The sequence below is a fragment of the Streptomyces sp. FIT100 genome, assembly GCF_024584805.1.
Taxonomy (GTDB): domain Bacteria; phylum Actinomycetota; class Actinomycetes; order Streptomycetales; family Streptomycetaceae; genus Streptomyces.
Window position 1 is genome coordinate 5,357,873 of sequence record NZ_CP075715.1, and the last position, 14,545, is coordinate 5,372,417.

General features: G+C 72.0%; 15 protein-coding genes. 9 read left to right on the forward strand and 6 right to left on the reverse strand.

The window, feature by feature from the left end; all coding sequences use genetic code 11:
* Nucleotides 1-108 precede the first annotated feature (108 nt).
* From KK483_RS24220 to KK483_RS24240, 5 genes are all read left to right on the forward strand, one after another.
* The gene (locus KK483_RS24220; RefSeq protein ID WP_262007341.1) at nucleotides 109-846 is read left to right on the forward strand and encodes a response regulator transcription factor; all 738 of its coding nucleotides are present in this window, start codon (nucleotides 109-111) and stop codon (nucleotides 844-846) included.
* Nucleotides 843-2,402: a HAMP domain-containing sensor histidine kinase gene (locus tag KK483_RS24225; protein ID WP_262007342.1), complete on the forward strand. Its 1,560-nt coding sequence runs from the start codon at nucleotides 843-845 to the stop codon at nucleotides 2,400-2,402. The genes KK483_RS24220 and KK483_RS24225 overlap by 4 nt, the downstream gene beginning before the upstream one ends.
* A gap of 56 nt (nucleotides 2,403-2,458) precedes the next feature.
* Nucleotides 2,459-2,878: a hypothetical protein gene (locus tag KK483_RS24230; protein WP_262007343.1), complete on the forward strand. Its 420-nt coding sequence runs from the start codon at nucleotides 2,459-2,461 to the stop codon at nucleotides 2,876-2,878.
* Nucleotides 2,875-3,057, forward strand: coding sequence for a hypothetical protein (locus KK483_RS24235; RefSeq protein WP_262007344.1), 183 nt, complete (start codon nucleotides 2,875-2,877; stop codon nucleotides 3,055-3,057). The genes KK483_RS24230 and KK483_RS24235 overlap by 4 nt, the downstream gene beginning before the upstream one ends.
* Nucleotides 3,058-3,396: 339 nt before the next feature.
* Entirely contained in the window at nucleotides 3,397-4,623 is a 1,227-nt protein-coding gene (locus KK483_RS24240; protein ID WP_262007345.1) for a CehA/McbA family metallohydrolase, read from the forward strand.
* A gap of 250 nt (nucleotides 4,624-4,873) precedes the next feature.
* Here the strand turns inward: KK483_RS24240 and nagB are convergent, their stop codons facing one another.
* Nucleotides 4,874-5,659 carry a glucosamine-6-phosphate deaminase gene (nagB, locus tag KK483_RS24245; protein WP_262007346.1) on the reverse strand — a complete coding sequence of 262 codons (786 nt, stop codon included), beginning with the start codon at nucleotides 5,657-5,659 and terminating at the stop codon, nucleotides 4,874-4,876.
* Nucleotides 5,660-5,821: 162 nt separating this feature from the next.
* On the opposite strand from nagB, the gene KK483_RS24250 reads away from it, so the two are divergent.
* Entirely contained in the window at nucleotides 5,822-6,901 is a 1,080-nt protein-coding gene (locus tag KK483_RS24250; protein ID WP_262007347.1) for an SIS domain-containing protein, read from the forward strand.
* Nucleotides 6,902-7,301: 400 nt separating this feature from the next.
* A complete protein-coding gene (locus KK483_RS24255) occupies nucleotides 7,302-8,768 on the forward strand; it encodes a sensor histidine kinase (RefSeq protein ID WP_262009671.1) in 1,467 nt (488 codons plus the stop codon).
* A gap of 149 nt (nucleotides 8,769-8,917) precedes the next feature.
* Here the strand turns inward: KK483_RS24255 and KK483_RS24260 are convergent, their stop codons facing one another.
* Nucleotides 8,918-9,175, reverse strand: coding sequence for a WhiB family transcriptional regulator (locus tag KK483_RS24260; protein ID WP_003953983.1), 258 nt, complete (start codon nucleotides 9,173-9,175; stop codon nucleotides 8,918-8,920).
* A 317-nt stretch (nucleotides 9,176-9,492) separates the two neighbouring features.
* Nucleotides 9,493-10,461, reverse strand: a complete 969-nt coding sequence (locus KK483_RS24265) for a diacylglycerol kinase family protein (RefSeq protein ID WP_262007348.1) — start codon at nucleotides 10,459-10,461, stop codon at nucleotides 9,493-9,495.
* Between the two features lie 103 nt (nucleotides 10,462-10,564).
* On the opposite strand from KK483_RS24265, the gene KK483_RS24270 reads away from it, so the two are divergent.
* Entirely contained in the window at nucleotides 10,565-10,981 is a 417-nt protein-coding gene (locus tag KK483_RS24270) for a hypothetical protein (protein WP_262007349.1), read from the forward strand.
* A 50-nt stretch (nucleotides 10,982-11,031) separates the two neighbouring features.
* Here KK483_RS24270 and KK483_RS24275 read toward each other — a convergent pair whose 3' ends face one another.
* The 3 genes from KK483_RS24275 to KK483_RS24285 all read right to left on the reverse strand — a co-directional run bounded on the left by KK483_RS24275 (nucleotide 11,032) and on the right by KK483_RS24285 (nucleotide 12,902).
* Complete coding sequence (locus tag KK483_RS24275; protein ID WP_399014744.1) at nucleotides 11,032-11,991, reverse strand: RNA polymerase sigma factor SigF; 960 nt, start codon at nucleotides 11,989-11,991, stop codon at nucleotides 11,032-11,034.
* Nucleotides 11,988-12,401 carry an anti-sigma regulatory factor gene (locus tag KK483_RS24280; RefSeq protein ID WP_067163834.1) on the reverse strand — a complete coding sequence of 138 codons (414 nt, stop codon included), beginning with the start codon at nucleotides 12,399-12,401 and terminating at the stop codon, nucleotides 11,988-11,990. Before KK483_RS24280 ends, KK483_RS24275 begins: the two co-directional genes overlap by 4 nt.
* A 240-nt stretch (nucleotides 12,402-12,641) precedes the next feature.
* On the reverse strand, nucleotides 12,642-12,902 hold the full coding sequence (locus KK483_RS24285; RefSeq protein WP_262007350.1) for a UBP-type zinc finger domain-containing protein: 261 nt from the start codon (nucleotides 12,900-12,902) through the stop codon (nucleotides 12,642-12,644).
* A gap of 47 nt (nucleotides 12,903-12,949) precedes the next feature.
* On the opposite strand from KK483_RS24285, the gene KK483_RS24290 reads away from it, so the two are divergent.
* A complete protein-coding gene (locus KK483_RS24290; RefSeq protein WP_262007351.1) occupies nucleotides 12,950-14,545 on the forward strand; it encodes a Na+/H+ antiporter in 1,596 nt (531 codons plus the stop codon).

Sequence of the window (14,545 nt, forward strand, 5' to 3'; positions counted from 1 at the left end):
GCGTTCCCTGCCGTCGCTGCTGTTCCGATCCGACCGTGCTGCCTACACTCGGGCCGGTCCGCCACCGGAGCGGCGGGGCAGCGGGGCGGCAGGGACAGGAGCGGGCGGATGGGCGCGGACGGCGGTGCCGGACGGGGACGTGTGCTGGTCGTCGACGACGATCCGGCGATCCGGCGCTCGCTGGAGCGCGGGCTGCGGCTCGCCGGCTTCGCCGTCGTCCTCGCCGACGGCGGAGGGCCCGCCCTCGACCGGGTGCGCCGGGAGCCGCCCGCCGACGTCGTCGTGCTGGACATCTCGATGCCCGACGTCTCCGGCATCGAGGTCTGCCGGACCCTGCGCGACGAAGGCAACGACGTACCCGTACTGATGCTGTCGGCGCTGGACGAGACGGCCGACCGGATCGCCGGACTCCAGGCGGGCGGCGACGACTACCTGGTCAAGCCGTTCGCGCTGCAGGAACTGGTGCTGCGGCTGGAGGCACTGCTGCGGCGGCGGCCGCCCAAGGACACGGACGCCGTACGCGTCGGACCGCTCGTGCTGGATCCGGCGGCCCGCGAGGCGCGGTACGCGGGGGAGCCGCTGACGCTGACCCGGCGCGAGTTCGAGCTGCTGGAGGTCCTCGCGCGCAACGCGGGGATCGTCCTGACCCGGGACCGGCTGCTCGACCGCGTCTGGGGGTACGACTTCGAGGTGCGCACGGACGCCGTCGACACCTTCGTCAGCTATCTGCGGCGCAAGCTGGAGAGCGGCGGCCGCCCCCGGTGCATCCACACAGTGCGGGGAGTCGGCTTCGTCCTGCGCTGCGATGGCCAAGGGGACGGCCCGGGGCAGGAGCACCGCGGATGAAACTGTCCACGCGCATCGCGCTCGCCGTCGGCATCACCGTTCCCGTGCTGGTCCTGGCGGCCGGCTGGCTGCTGCTCCAGCTGTTCGCGCGCGATCTGCACGCCCAGCAGGACGCCCACCTGAGGCAGCGGGCGGCCCAGGTCTCGGCTGACGCCCGCCGGCTGCTGCGGGTCACCGCCGCCGACCGGCCCGCCGCCGTCGAGCAGGCGCGCGAGCGGCAGCTGTACGCCACCGCCCTGGACGTCGGCATCCGGCTGACCGGGCCCGAGGGCACCGTCTCGGGCGGGCCCCAGCCCAGCGCCTCCGTACCCCTCCCGAAGCGCACGCCGAGGCCCGTGACGGTCGAGGAGGGGAACACCGACTGGCGCGTTCTGGCGGTTCGGGTGCGGGGAGCGCGGCCGGGCACCGACGGCACCCTGTGGCTGTTCTCGCCTGACACCGTCAGCCAGGACCAACTGCGGCTCGTCCGCAGGCGCGTGGTGTCCGTGGCCCTCTTCGCCGCCCCGGTCTCCGGACTGCTCGGCCTCGCCGTCGCCTCCCGTGCCTCCCGCCCGCTGCGCAGGCTCCAGCAGCGCACCAGCGGACTCGACCCGAGGGCCAGCGCCGCGCGGCTGGACCACGAGCCGACCGGCGTCACCGAGGTCGACGACCTCGCCGCGACCCTACGGACCGTGCTCGCGCGCTACGACGAGCAGGCCGCCAGGACCACGGGCGCCCTGGACACCGCCCGCTCCTTCGCGTCCGCCGCCGCGCACGAGCTGCGTACACCACTGATGAGCATGCAGACCAACCTGGAGATCCTCACCGACCACCCCGACCTGGACCCGCGGGACCGCACCGAGGTCCTGGAGGACCTGCGCAGCGAGCACACGCGCATGCTCGGGCTGCTGGTCATGCTGCGCGAGCTCGGCCGGGGCGACCTGGTGGAGGCGGACGCCTTCGGTCCGGTGGACCTCGCCGAGGTGGTCGACGCCTCGGTCGCCGACGCCCGGCGCAGACACCCCGACGCAGAGATCGGCCTGCCCGCGATGGCCCGGCTGACCGTCCACGGCTGGGAGCCCGGGCTGCGTACGCTCGTCGACAACCTCCTGGCCAACGCCGTCGTCCACGGGCGGAGCCCGGACGGGCGGGCCCGGATCGAGGTGGGACTGCGGCAGGGCGGCCACGCCTCGGCGCCCGTCGCGGTGCTGACCGTGGACGACCGGGGGCCCGGCATCCCACCGGAGCGGCGCGCCACCGTCTTCGAGCGCTTCCGGCGCGGACCGGAGAGCCCGGGCTCCGGGCTCGGTCTCACGCTCGTCGCGCAGCAGACAGCGCTGCACGGGGGCGCCGTACGGATCCTGGACGGGGCGTCCGGGGCGTCCGGGGCGTCCGGGGCGTCCGGGCCGTCCGGACCGTCCGGACCGTCCGCGCCGTCCGCGCCGTCCGGCGGTGGCACCCGGTTCGAGGTCCGGCTGCCGGTGCGGGGTGAGACCGTGCCGTCGCTGCCGGCCGAGCGGGACTGGCTGATCGGGACGGCCCGCCGCCCACAGGGTTTCCACAAAGTCGGCTCCTAACTTCTGGCCAGGCGCGGGCACCTGGGCCGCGCGCCCTGCTCAGGAGGTACACCGTCATGAGGACCGTGAAGACCGCCACCCTGGCTCTGACCACCGTCGCGGCGCTGCTCACCACGGCCGGCGCGGCAGCGGCCGACACCGTGCCGTCGCCCGGCACCACCCCGACCGGCGACGGCGCGAAGGCGCTGTGCAAGCGGGTCCCGAAGATCGAACAGCGACTGGAGCGGGTCCTGGACCGGCTGGGCGGCGACGCGACGCGGCCGGGGTCCATCAGCCGACTGGAGAAGCGCGTCGAGAACGCGAAGAAGGCCGGTCACACCGAGATCGAGACCTACCTCACCAACAAGCTCACCTTCCGCCGCTCGCTCGTTCCCACGCTGGAGCAGCGTCAGACGGACCTGGCGTCGGTGAAGACATGGTGCGAGGCGAACGCCGACGGGACCACCAACGGGACCACCAACGGGACCACCAAGTGAGGCCCCGCCTCAGCCTCGCGGCCGCCGTGCTCTGCCTCGCCGCCGCCCTCACGGCCTGCAGCCCCGCCGGGGGCTCGGCGTCCACGTCTCCCGACGAGGTCGCCGAGATGCAGAAGCTGGTGGACTCGGCGGAGTCGGCCGCGACGCAGGCCGAATCGGCGGTGGCGGAGGACGACTGAGCCCGCGGGGCCGGCGGGTTGCGGCTGCCCCCGGTGAGCGGTGGGGCGAGGCCGCCCCTCCGCGGCTCGGCTCCTCGGGGTCGGTGGCCTTGCTCTTGCCGCTGCGTCACCGGCACCGGCCGCTGACCTCCGTGCCGCTGACCTCCGTGCCGCCGACCCCCGTAGGGACGGCCCTGCACGGCCCCGCCCCGGGGAGCGTCGTCGGGTGCGCTCCGTCCCCGCCCACAGCCGCCCGCCCGCCCGCGCCGGGACGCCAACCCCCGGCAGGGTGTGCGACGTTCACCCCTTGGGCACCCCGCATTCCGGGCATGCTCCTGCCAATCCGCTGCACTGGTCCGCATGAGTGGACACCACGCTGACGAAGCGCACGCGCACTCCCACGGTCCGAGCCGCCGCTCCTTGCTCGCCGGTGCGGGCGGCCTGCTGATAGCCGCCGCCGTACCCGGTTCCGCCTTCGCGGCGGAGACCCGTACCGCGTCGGGCACCGCCCCGGCGCCCCGGGCCGGGGCCGGCCGCGACTCCCTGGTCACCCAGGGGACCCAACTGGTCCATGCCGACCTCCACAACCACACGCTGATGTCGGACGGCGACGGCGATCCCGCGCTGGCCTTCGCCTCGATGCGCGACGCCGGGCTCGACGTCGCCGCGCTCACCGACCACACCACGCTCTTCGCCATCAACGGACTGACCCAGAGCGAGTGGGACCGCACCCGCCAGCTCGCGGACGCCGCGGACGACCCGGGCGCGTACACCGCGATCCGCGGCTTCGAGTGGTCCCACCCGCTCATCGGCCACGCCAACGTGTGGTTCACGGACCAGTTCGTCGACCTGGGCGGGGCCGGCTCGATGAGCTCGCTCTACAGCTGGCTCGGCAGCCGGGACGGCGTCGCGGGCTTCAACCACCCCGGGCGCGAGACCGGCCGGTTCGACAACTTCGCGTACGTGCCGGCCGCGCGCGAGAAGATGGTCAGCGTCGAGATGTTCAACCGCGGCGACGACTACCTCTTCGACGGCTGGGCGGACCGCCAGTCCTCGCACCTCAACGCCTGCCTCAACGCCGGCTGGCGCACCGGCATCACCGGCGTGAGCGACCACCACGGCACCGCGTGGGGCACGGCCGAGGGAGTGGGCCGCGCCGGGCTCTGGGTCACCGAGAACACCCGTGCCGGGGTCCTCGAAGCCCTGCGTGCCCGCCGCTTCTTCGCCACCCGGTACTCGGGCCTGCGCCTCGACGCCACCGCGAACGGCGTCCAGATGGGCGGCGTCCTGTCGCTCGTCTCCGGCGACGTCCGCTTCGCCGTGGACCTCGACCGCGGCGCCGACTGGGTGGGCAAGCCCCTCAACATCCAGGTGCTGCGCCCCGGCACGGACGCGCCGGTCGTGGCCGACGTCATCGAGACCACGTCCGGCAGCCTGACCGAGTTCACCGTCCCGCTCGACGTCGAGGACGGCACATGGGTCGTGCTGCGGGTCTCCGACCCCTCGCAGCCGAACGGGCAGCCCGGTCCGGCAGGCCACCCCTGCAACGACCTCGGTGTCGCCTATTCGAGCCCCTGGTGGCTCTAGGGCGTGTTGCGAAAGTCCCGTCTGCGCGGCGGCGTCTGGCACGCACGCTCGCGGCGTTGTCGGTCGTCGGCGCAGCCCGCTGCGCTCTCCTTCCTCCGCCTTGCGATCGCACGCACCAGACGCCGCCGCGCCCGCCCTACGGGCGGACGACGCTACTTTCGCAACACGCCCTAGGCCGTGTCTTCCGGATCTCCCCGGGCTGATCCGGAAGATCAGCCCGAGCCGTGAGCCGGCCCCGGCCTGGCGGTGCCTACAGGCCCTGCCAGGCCGGCTTGTTCGCGTACGTGTGCCGGAAGTAGTCCGCGAGCTTCAGCTTCGACGCCGCGGCCTCGTCCACGACCACCGTCGCGTGCGGGTGCAACTGAAGCGCCGATGCCGGTACGAACGCCGCCACCGGCCCCTCCACAGTGGCGGCCACCGCCTCGGCCTTGCCCTCGCCCGTCGCCAGCAGCACCAGGTGGCGCGCCTCCAGGATCGTCCCGATCCCCTGCGTGATCACGTGATGCGGCACCTGGGCGATGTCCCCGTCGAAGAAGCGCGCGTTGTCCACCCGGGTCTGCTGCGTCAGCGTCTTGATCCGCGTGCGCGAGACGAGCGACGAGCACGGCTCGTTGAAGCCGATGTGCCCGTCCGTGCCGATCCCGAGCAGCTGGAGGTCCACGCCGCCCGCCCCGGCAAGCGCCGCGTCGTACGCCTCGCACGCGCCCTGCACGTCCTGCGCCGACCCGTCGGGGCCCATGAAGGCGTCCGGGCTCAGCCCGAGCGGCTCGACGACCTCGCGCAGCACGACCGAGCGGTACGACTCGGGGTGCCCGGCCGGCAGGCCTACGTACTCGTCCAACTGCGCGATCCGGGCGCGCGAGGCGTCGACCTCGCCCGCGCGCACCTTCCCGGCGAGCGCCTCGTAGACGGGCAGCGGAGTCGATCCGGTGGCCACCCCGAGCAGCGCGTCGGGCTTGCGGCGGAGGAGTTCCGCGATGCCCTGGGCGATGAGCTCTCCGCCAGCCTTGGCGTCGGGGACGATGACAACTTCCACGCTGGGCCTGCCGATCGGTCGATGTGTCGGTGGTATAGACCAATCTAGCAGAACGGGGGTGGCGCGGAGGTGAATCCCGGCTGGCGGGGGTGCGGCCGTCCGTGGTCGACTGAGCCGGAGAACGGCGCCCGGACCGTATGGGACGTATGGGAGGCACCAGGCATGTCCGCCACGACGGCCGCCGACAACGGCGGGCACAGCGAGCAGCCGGGACGGATCATGTCCGCCGAGATGGCGGAGCAGCCCGCGGTGCTGCGCCGGATCCTCGACAGGGGCGCGCCGAGGATCCGTGAGACCGCCGCCGCGATCGCCGGCCGCAGGCCCCGCTTCGTCCTCCTCACGGCGCGCGGCACGTCCGACAACGCCGCCCTGTACGCCAAGTACCTGCTGGAGATCAGGCTCGGGCTGCCGTGCGGGCTCGCTTCCATGTCGACGACGACGGCCTACGGCGCGAAGCCGGACCTCACCGACGTGCTCGTGATCACCGTCAGCCAGTCCGGCGGCTCACCCGACCTGGTGGCCTCCACGAAGGCCGCCCGGGACGCGGGGGCGATCACCGTCGCGGTGACGAACAACCCCGACTCGCCGCTCGCGGCGGTCTCCGAGTGCCATGTCGACATCCTCGCCGGGCCCGAGAAGGCGCTGCCCGCGACCAAGACGTACACGGCGTCCCTGCTCGCGCTCTACCTCTTCGTCGAGGGGCTGCGGGGCGGCGACGGCGCGGCCGCGCAGGTCCTGCCGGAGCTCGCCGAGCAGGTCCTGTCCCGCCGCGACGAGGTGCGGGGCCTCGCCTCGCGCTACCGCTTCGCCGAGCGCATGGTCATCACCTCCCGCGGCTACGGCTATCCGACGGCCAAGGAAGCGGCGTTGAAGCTCATGGAGACGAGCTACATCCCCGCGCTCTCCTACTCCGGGGCCGATCTGCTGCACGGGCCGCTGGCCATGGTCGACAACATCTCGCCGGTGATCGCGGTCGTCACGGACGGCCGCGGCGGCGAGGCCCTCCAGCCCGTCCTCGATCGCCTGCGCGGCCGGGGCGCCGACCTCTTCGTGGTCGGTCCGCAGCGCCAGGTGGAGGCGGCGTCGGCCGGGTTCGCGCTGCCGACGGAAGGGGTCGCGGAGGAGGTCCAGCCGATCCTGGAGATCCTGCCGCTCCAGCTGCTGGCGTACGAGATCACGATCGCCCGCGGCCAGGACCCGGACGCGCCCCGCGCCCTCGCGAAGGTCACCGAGACGCACTGAGACGCACTGCGAGGCATTGAGACGCACCGCGACGCACCGCGGCGCATTGAACGGCGAACTCCGAAGAGGCCGAGGAGACCAGGGGGCCCGGAAAACCCGCGGGCCGCGGCGCCGGGACGGGACCCTCAGCCCGTCCGGCACCGCAGCCCGGAGTTGCTCGGCCGGCAGGTGTGCGGTCCCGCGCGGCCGTGGGAGGCAGCGGCGCAGTCAGGGCAGAGAGCGCCGGGTACCTCGGTCCACCCTCCTGTGCGGGGAGGGCGGAGGCTCGATATCATCATTGTGGACTAGACCATTCTGGTCTGTCCATCCATACGTGTGCACGGATTTCCGGCCTCATCCTGCCCCACGGAGGCCCGTCACGTCAGGTGCATCACGAAGGTACGCTCACAACGTGCCCTCCATGAACGACCTCGTACGCCAGCACACCGCCCTCAGCGAGTCCGACCTCGAGTGGCTGCATCTGCTGGTCTCGGAGTGGCAGCTGCTCTCCGACCTCTCCTTCGCCGACCTCGTCCTCTGGGTCCCCACCCTCGACGGCACCCGCTATGTCTCGGTGGCGCAGATGCGGCCGAACACGGGCCCCACCTCCTATCAGGACGACATGGTCGGCCATTTGGTTCCCCGCGGCCGCCGCCCGCTGCTCGACGCCGCCCTCGACGAGGGCCGGATCGTGCGCGAGGGCGACCCCGAGTGGCGCGAGGAGGTGCCGGTACGGGTCGAGTCCATCCCCGTGCGCCGCGAGGGCCGCGTCCTCGGCGTCATCGCCCGCAACACCAACCTGCTCACCGTGCGCACCCCGTCCCGGCTGGAGCTCACCTACCTCCAGTCCGCGTCCGACCTCGCCCAGATGATCGCCGCCGGAGCCTTCCCCTTCCCGGGGCAACAAGTCGACATGGACGCATCCCCGCGGGCCGGGGACGGGCTGATCCGCCTCGACGCCGACGGCGTGGTGCAGTACGCGTCCCCCAACGCCCTCTCCGCGTACCACCGGCTCGGACTCGCTGCCGACCTCGTCGGCCAGCACCTCGGCCAGATCACCGCCGAACTCGCCCCGTCCCGCGGCCCGGTCGACGAGGCCCTGGTGAAACTCGCCAGCGGATACGCGCCACGCGAGGCAGAGGTCGAGGGCAACGGCGGTGTCATCCAGCTGCGCGCCATCCCGCTCAAGCCCAAGGGTCCGCGTATCGGTTCGCTCATCCTCCTGCGCGACGTCACCGAACTCCGCCGCCGGGAACGTGAGTTGATCACCAAGGACGCCACCATCCGGGAGATCCACCACCGGGTGAAGAACAACCTCCAGACGGTGGCCGCCCTGTTGCGCCTCCAGGCCCGCCGGATGGACTCCGTACGCGGCCGCGAAGCGCTCAACGAGGCCGTCCGCCGCGTCGGCTCGATCGCGATCGTCCACGAGACGCTCTCCCAGAACCTCGACGAGCGCGTCGAGTTCGACGAGATCGCCGACCGCGTCCTGGCGATGGTCGCGGAGATCTCCCCGGGCAAGGTCGAGTGCCGGCGCACCGGCCGCTGCGGAATCCTCGACGCCGAGGTCGCCACCCCGCTCTCCATGGTGCTGACGGAGGTGCTCCAGAACGCGCTGGAGCACGCCTTCGCCCCGGGGGAACACGGCACGGTCGAGGTCGCCGCGATGCGCGGCGGCCCGCGCGGCGACGAGCGGCTGCTGCTCACCGTCCAGGACGACGGCCGCGGGCTGCCGAAGGGCTTCGACCCGCAGCAGGCCGGCAATCTGGGCCTGCAGATCGTCAGAACGCTGGTCGTGGGCGAGTTGAGCGGCACCTTCGACATGAAGCCCGCCCCGGGGCGCGGTACGCGCGTCGTGCTCGACATCCCCGTACGGAGCCAGAAGTAGCCGTGCAGTGCACAGCAGCGAGCCCCGGACCGTTTCGAAACGGTCCGGGGCTCGAACGCTGTGAGTTACTGCTGCGCGCTGCGGCTCGGGGGCGGTGAGTGCGTACTCGCCGTACGCGCCGCCGGGCTCGGGCTCGTAAGCAGGTGGCGTCAGGCGCTGGCGTTGCGCGCCCGGTTGCGAGCGGCGCGGCGCTTCATCGCGCGGCGCTCGTCCTCGCTGAGGCCACCCCAGACGCCGGAGTCCTGGCCGGACTCGAGCGCCCACTGCAGACACTGCTCCATGACGGGGCAGCGGCGGCAGACGGCCTTGGCTTCCTCGATCTGCAGCAGCGCAGGACCGGTGTTGCCGATGGGGAAGAACAGCTCGGGGTCTTCCTCGCGGCAAACGGCGTTGTGACGCCAGTCCATGGCTGCTACCTCTCTTGGTATTACGTGCAGGTTGCTTGTGAATGTGAACGCTTTCACGAATCCCTCGACAAGGGAAGGGCCAACGCCCAGATGAACTGGTGCGGTCCAGGTTTCGAGGAGGGGTTCTGGCTTTCAGTGGAGGCCGGTTCTGCGGGCCGTCCCGATCGCCATGTAGAGATTCGCAAACCTCGGCTGCGGATACAACCCCTTCCGGGAAGTTTTTTTTGATTCCTTGGTGTCGACTAGATCACAGCCGTACTTCCATGGGGTGGATCCGCGCCTAAACGTTCGACTACAAGGACTTTCGGCCCTTCCACTCACACAATCACACGCAGTGCACGGCGTACGCCTGTGAACGTCACGCTCGTGCGCAGTCCGAGGTGGTCACCGTCCATCTGGAACGGCAGTGGAGCCTTCGAATGCAAGGTGAAGTCGGTGAGGTCATGCAGTGACACTGCGTGTCTGCCGCGGGGGCCCCGCTCGGGCGTCGACGTCAGCATCTGAGTCGCATAACGGGCGAGCGCGGGGGCCGAAAGCCGGCTCAGCGCGAAGAGGTCCAGAGCGGTGTCGAACGAGGCTCTGGGGGAGGCGTACACCGGGCGATTGCCCAGGTAGGTCCAGGGGGAGGCGTTGCAGACTATCGACAGCACCAGGTTCTTCACCGGGTCCTCGCCCGGCCGCTCCAGGGTGATCGCTCCGCGCCGGCGATGCGGGTCGCCGAAGAACTGGCGGGCGGCCTGGCGTATGTACAGCGCGTGGGTCGACGTCCTGCCGCGCTCACGCTGCTGTTCGACCCGGCCGACGACGCCGGCGTCGAAGCCGAACCCGGCGCAGAAGGTGAACCAGCGCGGCGGCGTCGCCTCGTCCTCCGTGCCCGGCGTGCCGGACGCCAGACCGAGACCGACGGTCCGCTCGCGGCGGTGGCTCAGCGCGTCCAGGATCGCGCCGGTCGCCTCGACCGCGTCGTTCGGCAGCCCGAGGGCGCGGGCGAAGACATTGGTGGAGCCGCCGGGGACGACCGCGAGACGGGGGAGCGCCTCCGGGTCGGGGCCGGAGTGCAGCAGGCCGTTGACGACCTCGTTGACCGTGCCGTCGCCGCCCAGGGCGACCACCAGGTCCATGTCGTCCGACTCGGCCGCGCGCCGGGCGAGGTCGCGGGCGTGACCGCGGTACTCCGTGGTGACGGCCTCCAGCTTCATCTCGCTGGCGAGGGCGTGGATGAGCACGTCACGGGTGCGGGCACTGGTGGTGGTTGCTGCCGGATTGACCACGAGAAGTGCGCGCATGGCCGCCAGGGTACCTACCGCGGGGTACCGGGCCCAGCCCCGGGCCCGCCAGCCCGGGCCCTCGGGGCCCGAGCTCTCGGGGCCCGGCGGCTACCCTGCTGGGGTGAGCAGTGCTGAGCAGACCCCCGAGCCCCGTCCGACCCGTCTGACCGCCGCGGCGGCCGTGTGCGGGCTGGAGGCCCTCGCCCTCCTCGCCGGCGGCCTCTACATGCTGGTGGGCGGTCTCACGGGCGATCCCGAGAGCACCTCCCAGGCCGAGACGGGCGGCATCACGCTCATCGTGCTCGGAATCATCCCGCTGCTCGCCGCGCGCGGCCTGCTGCTCCGCCGCTCCTGGAGCCGCGGCCCGGCGATCATCACGCAGCTGATGGCCCTGCCGGTCGCCTGGACCCTCCTGCGGTCCTCCGGCTCGCTCCTGATCCCCGCGGGCATCGCCCTCGCGGTGGTGGCGGTGACGGGCCTGGTCCTCCTGCTCAACCCGGCCACGACGACGGCCCTGGGCATCCGCCCCCGCGCATAGACACGCCGAGGGCCCACCCGGGCCGTGCCGGGCGGGCCCTGAAAGGCGCCCTACTCCTCCACGAGGAGCTTCTCGCGGAGCTGGGCCAGGGTGCGGGCCAGGAGGCGCGAGACGTGCATCTGGGAGATGCCGACCTCCTGCGCGATCTGCGACTGGGTCATGTTGCCGAAGAAGCGAAGGAGGAGGATCCGCTTCTCTCGCGGCGGCAGATCCTCCAGCAGCGGCTTCAGCGACTCCCGGTACTCGACGCCCTCCAGCGCCTCGTCCTCCGCGCCCAGCGTGTCGGCGACCGCGGGGGACTCGTCGTCCGTGTCGGGGACGTCCAGCGAGAGAGTCGAATACGCGTTCGCCGACTCCAGGCCCTCCAGGACCTCCTCCTCGGAGATCCCGAGGCGCTCGGCCAGCTCGTGCACCGTCGGCGAGCGGCCGTGCTGCTGGGACAGCTCCGCCGTCGCCGTCGTGAGCGAGAGCCGCAGCTCCTGGAGGCGCCGCGGCACCCGCACCGCCCAGCCCTTGTCCCGGAAGTGGCGCTTGATCTCGCCGACGACCGTCGGGGTCGCGTACGTCGAGAACTCGACACCGCGCTCCGGGTCGAACCGGTCCACCGACTTGATCAGCCCGATCGTCGCGACCTGGGTCAGATCGTCCAGGGGCTCGCCCCGGTTCCGGAACCGCCGCGCCAGGTGCTCGACCAGCGGCAGATGCATCCGCACCAGCTGATTGCGCAGCTCCGCGCGCTCCGGCGCCCCCTCCGGAAGTTTGCGCAGCTCGATGAACATCGACCGCGCCTCGCTCCGGTCACTCGCATCGTGGTGCTCGTGCTGCTCGCTCATATGGGCCGCCCGCTCTGCCTGCGCCTGCTCCGCCGAGGCCGAAAGACCATCACGTTCATCCACCGCCGGATGCGGTCTGGCCTGCTGCTCCGGGATGCCCGCCGGTGCGTACACCGGCTCCGCCGGAGCCGCACGCCCGCGCTCCTCGTCCCGCACCGGACCGTCCTCGTCCCTCACGCCGGCCCGGGTCCCGCGCCGCGCTGTTTGTACAGGCTGATGGAGACCGTACGGTCGTCCGCGACGGAGGAGTCCACCTTGCCGGCCAGTGCCGACAGCACCGTCCAGGCGAAGGTGTCGCGCTCCGGCGCGCGCCCGTCGGTCGTGGGGGCCGAGACCGTGACCTCCAGGGAGTCGTCGACGAGCCGGAAGACGCAGCTGAGGACGGATCCCGGGACGGCCTGCTGCAGCAGGATCGCGCAGGCCTCGTCGACCGCGATGCGCAGGTCCTCGATCTCGTCGAGGGTGAAGTCCAAGCGCGCCGCGAGTCCGGCGGTGGCCGTACGCAGCACGGACAGGTAGGCACCCGCAGCGGGCAGCCGGACTTCCACGAAGTCCTGATTCCCGGGCTCGCCTGCGATCTGGGACACCCTCACCTCCAAGGTGGCACAAGGTCGATCGAGGCCCCGGGAGCGCTCCCGGAGCCGATTGCTGCGCGTCGGTGCGCAGCCAGTACCTGGACTGGCGACGCTATCGCGATCCATGGTGCCGTGTCGCCGGGGCCCCTACCCAGCTCTGTCACTCATGGTAAGCACATGGGCACGCACAGTGGCTAGAGGTCTGCGGACTCCAATTGAGAACAATCGGCGGAGGGTTGACGTACCCAGACGTCAGACGATCGAACCGTCCACGAAACACCACCGCCAGCTCTCTCCGGGCTCCAGGGTCCGCATCACCGGATGCCCCGTCCCCTCGGCGTGCCGGGAGGCGTGCCGGTGCGCGGAGGAATCGCAGCATCCCACGTGCCCGCAGGTCAGACAGATCCGCAACTGCACCGGATGCGTGCCGTCCGCCAGACAATCGCGGCACGTCTCACTCAGCTGTGCGGGCTCCGGGTGCGGCAGGTCGAGAACATGCGGGCACTCGCTCATGATGGCCAGGTTACGACGCCTGTGCCGGACGCGAGGGTCGGGGAGACATGGACGCACTGCAACTGATCGCGCTGATCGCGGCGAGCGCGGTGATCGCCGGGGTGGCCCGCAGGACCGCGGTGCCCGCCCCGCTGCTGCTCGTCGCCGCCGGGCTGATCGCCTCGTACGTACCGGGTGTGCCGGCCTACACCCTCGATCCCCACATCGTGCTGCCGCTCATCCTGCCCCCGCTGCTGCACCTCGCCGCTCTGGACAGCTCGTACCTGGACCTGCGGGCCAACATCCGGCCCGTGGCCCTGCTGTCCGTCGGATACGTGCTCTTCGCGACCTTCGCCGTCGGCTGGCTCGCCTATCTGCTCGTCCCCGACCTGCCGCTGACCGCAGCGCTGGTGCTCGGCGCCGTCGTGGCCCCGCCCGACGCCGTCGCGGCCACCGCCATCGCCCGCCGGCTCGGCCTGCCGCACCGCATCACCACGATCCTCCAGGGCGAGTCCCTGGTGAACGACGCGACCGCGATCACCGCCTACCGGGTGGCGCTGGCCGCGGTCGTCGGCGAGGGCGTCAGCTGGCTGGGCGGCATCGGCGAATTCCTGCTGGCCGCGGTCGGCGGCGTCGCCGTCGGGCTGGTCCTGATGGTGCCCATCCACTGGCTGCGCACGCACCTGAGGGACGCGCTGCTCCAGAACACCCTGTCGCTGCTCATCCCCTTCGTCGCCTACGCGGCCGCCGAGCGCGTCCACGCCTCCGGAGTGCTCGCCGTGGTGGTCGTCGCGCTCTTCCTCGGCCACCGCGCCTGGCAGGTGGACTTCGCGACCCGGCTGCAGGAGGCGGCCGTCTGGAAGATGGTCGCCTTCATCCTGGAGTCCGCGGTCTTCGCCCTGATCGGGCTCCAGCTGCCGTACATCGTCCGGAAGCTCGGCATGTACGGGGTGGGGGAGGCCGCCCTGTACGCCGCAGGGGTCTTCGCCGCCGTGGTCCTCGTGCGGTACGTCTGGGTCTTCCCCGCGGCCTTCCTGCCGCGGCTGATGTCGCGCCGGATCAGGGAGCGCGAGCCGAACGTCACCTGGAGGACGCCCATGATCATCAGCTGGGCCGGGATGCGGGGCGTGGTCTCCCTGGCGATCGCCTTCTCCATCCCGCCCACCCTGGCGAACGGAGAACCCTTCCCGGCCCTCAACCTGGTGCTGTTCCTGACGTTCACCACGGTGATCGGGACCCTGGTCGTGCAGGGACTCACTCTGCCCGCGCTGATCCGCGTGCTGAAGCTGCCGCAGCCCGACCCGCAGGCGCTCACACTGGCGGAGGCGCAGGCCCAGAACCAGGCGTCCAGCGCGGCAGAGGAGCGGCTGGAGACACTGCTCGCCGAGGAGCGCAACGCCCTGCCGGGGCCGCTCGTCGACCGGCTGCGCACCGCACTTGAGCGCCGCAGGAACGCCCCCTGGGAGCGGCTGGGGGCGGTCAACCCGCTCACCGGTGAGTCCGCCGACGCCATCTACCGGCGGCTCGCGCGCGAGATGATCGCGGCCGAGCGGGAGGTCTTCGTGCGGCTGCGCGACGAACGGCGGATCGACGACGAGATGATGCGCACGCTGCTGCGCCGGCTGGACCTGGAGGAGGCGGCCGCCTACCGGGCATCGGACTGA